Origin of the sequence: Cytophaga sp. FL35, assembly GCF_014349235.1 — a bacterium.
Lineage (GTDB): Bacteria > Bacteroidota > Bacteroidia > Flavobacteriales > Flavobacteriaceae > Euzebyella.
In genome coordinates this window covers 1-2,469 of record NZ_JACSOH010000064.1, presented here as the reverse complement: position 1 = coordinate 2,469, position 2,469 = coordinate 1, and the positions used below count along the sequence as shown (strand labels likewise).

General features: G+C 37.4%; 4 protein-coding genes. 3 read left to right on the top strand and 1 reads right to left on the bottom strand.

The genetic code is table 11. The annotated features are described in order from the left end of the window. The first annotated feature begins 276 nt into the window (after window positions 1–276). Window positions 277–663 carry a hypothetical protein gene (locus BIZ36_RS20520; RefSeq protein ID WP_121848509.1) on the top strand — a complete coding sequence of 129 codons (387 nt, stop codon included), beginning with the start codon at window positions 277–279 and terminating at the stop codon, window positions 661–663. A gap of 569 nt (window positions 664–1,232) precedes the next feature. On the opposite strand, the gene BIZ36_RS20515 is transcribed toward BIZ36_RS20520, so the two are convergent. Beyond that, window positions 1,233–1,922 (bottom strand): ArsR/SmtB family transcription factor, encoded by a 690-nt coding sequence (locus BIZ36_RS20515; RefSeq protein ID WP_187459725.1) that lies wholly within the window; start codon window positions 1,920–1,922, stop codon window positions 1,233–1,235. 68 nt (window positions 1,923–1,990) lie between these two features. Here BIZ36_RS20515 and BIZ36_RS21230 point away from each other — a divergent pair, with 68 nt between their 5' ends. Continuing rightward, window positions 1,991–2,116, top strand: a complete 126-nt coding sequence (locus BIZ36_RS21230; RefSeq protein ID WP_286175047.1) for an ACT domain-containing protein — start codon at window positions 1,991–1,993, stop codon at window positions 2,114–2,116. Between the two features lie 8 nt (window positions 2,117–2,124). Next, entirely contained in the window at window positions 2,125–2,403 is a 279-nt protein-coding gene (locus tag BIZ36_RS20510) for a hypothetical protein (protein ID WP_286175045.1), read from the top strand. The last annotated feature ends 66 nt before the right edge of the window (window positions 2,404–2,469 follow it).

The window sequence follows — 2,469 nt, the reverse complement described above, 5'->3', positions numbered from 1 at the left end:
TTGATCGCACCGATAGCGTTTTTGTTGGGGGGACTCATTATCTTTAATACTATTGAAGCAATATGAATTTATATGATAAATTGGCATTATTAATCAAAATGGGAAAGCACAGACCTGTTTGGGAAATATATCATAAAGAAAGAGGTCAAATTGGTTCTGTACGTAAATTTTTTGATGAAGATAGTGCCTGTCAATATTACCTAAAAAGAGCAAAGTTTAAATAAAGGATTTTTATAAGCAGGTCTTATTTGAAATCAAATTCGATAAAGGAATATTATGACTGAATTAACACAGTGGATCTTATGGATATTGTCAATAGTAGTAACCATAATTACTTTCATCATCCCTTTAATAAAGGCAAAAAAAGATAATAGGTTTTTAAGATCCAGTTTAAATGTTCTTAAAGAGTCGAATAGAACGCTGTCGGAGAAAGTTTCCGAATTGACTACCAAATCAGAAATGGAGAATTTCTATATCAAGTTAAAGAATGACATTAATCTTGCTTTAGAATCCGAGAAAGAATTCAATGACTTGGATTCTAAACCTAAGAAAAAGAAAAGCTTGGCAGAAGCATTTGGGGTTGACTCCTTACAAGATTCCACAGAACGAGAGATTTGGGAATACTTTACAGATTGGCGCGTAAAAAGAAGAATTGAACTATAGTTTCAAATCTAAAAGTTCAATAAAACGATGTCCGGAGTTTTTAGAAAGAACATGTCAGATAGATTTCTCCGTGACAACAAAGAACAGCTTATAATGTTAAGCACGTAGATCTATGAGACTCTTAGTGACTCGAACTATTGCTCACAGGCATATTGTATAATGTAAATTCTATCCACAAAACGAGCTTGATATGACTGTACTGCAAGAAAGTCTATATAAACTTGGCCTTTCCAACAAAAAAGGCCAGGTGCACCTGGCCTTTAAAGGGGGATAGAAAATAATTTCAACCATCCAATAACTAACACTAGTTTTTAAAAACGCTTACAAAATAAGAAAAATCTTCCATATGTTAAATTTTTAACATATTTTCCTTTTATGCAAATGTCTTTTCAGTTTTGATCAAGAGACTTGTTAAAGTAAATCAATCTTTTGGTAAAACGCTTATTACGGGAAGTAGTACTTTAAAATGAATTTTGTCGGTAAAGCTTGATTTGTGTTTGTTTAGATATCAAATATTGAAAGTTCAAGGAAAGGATAATGCATAGCACATATTTGATCACACGAAAATATCAAGGGTTTCGATCTATATCGATTCCAAGTAAATCATGAACCGCCTTTCTTCCTCTTGAAGTAATTAAAAGTTTCCTTGAAGCGTCTACCCTCCTGAACCAATCCATTTCGAGGGTTCTTTTCATAAAAACTCCTCCAAGATGTCCTGACAAATGTGGTCTACGTTCTGACCAATCAAGGCATTGCCGTGTCAATGGCCGGCGACTTTTTGTAAATACAGCTTTTGAAATCTCAAGTTTTGAAAACCAGTCCCACCCTGCTTCGGTAACGGAATACTTTTTGTCGGCAGGTATCAAATAGCCTTTTCGAACCATAGTGTCGGTAAGTGCTACCCCAACATAATCGGCAAGATGGTCATAACAGGTTCGGCAAAACCTGACGCCGGTCTTTGGGGTTTGGTCCAATTCAGAGGGCGGTGTATCCGCAAGGCTGGCCAATGATTCAACTACATAGGCCACTTCTGCACTGGCAAAAGAAAAGTATCGGTGCCTTCCCTGTACATCGACTTTTAAGATTTTACCATTGAGCATCCTAGACAAATGATTGCTGGTCGAACTTGCCGACAGGTCCGATGCCAATGCCAGTTCGCTCGCGGTATGGGCACGTCCGTCCAGTAAGCTCCACAGGATTTTAGCCCTTGAGGGTTCACAGATCAGTGAAGTAATGGTCATGAAATCATTGTTCTTCATAGTTCATTTTCAAATGAACGATAAAAGAAATAATTAAGATTACTTTGTCGTATATCTAATCAGTGGAAATGAAAGACATGGAAATTTTATTGGAGAACAAACCTGGGAAATTGGCTCGAATGGGCGAAATTTTAGGAAGCAAGAACATTAGCCTTGAGGGCGGTGGTGTCTTTAACATGGCGAAACCTCGATAGCACATTTCTTGATAGAGGAAGCGGAAAAAGCGAAAAAAGAGTTGGAAAATGCGGGAATAAGAGTTTTAAAAATAAACGATGTACTTGTTCAGAAGCTAAGACAGGATGTGCCAGGTCAGTTGGGAGCGTTTTGTAAGGAAATGTCTAGAGCCAACGTCAATATCCTGACCCAGTACAGTGACCATTCCAATCGACTCATTGTAGTCGTTGACAATCATAAAAAAGGAAAAAGAGTTTTCGATGAGTGGATGAAGAAATGGTGGAACAGCGATGATTACGTGATATGAAAAAACAGCATAACTATTCGGCCACTATTGAATGGACGGGGAACTTGGGCAAGGGTACCTCGGACT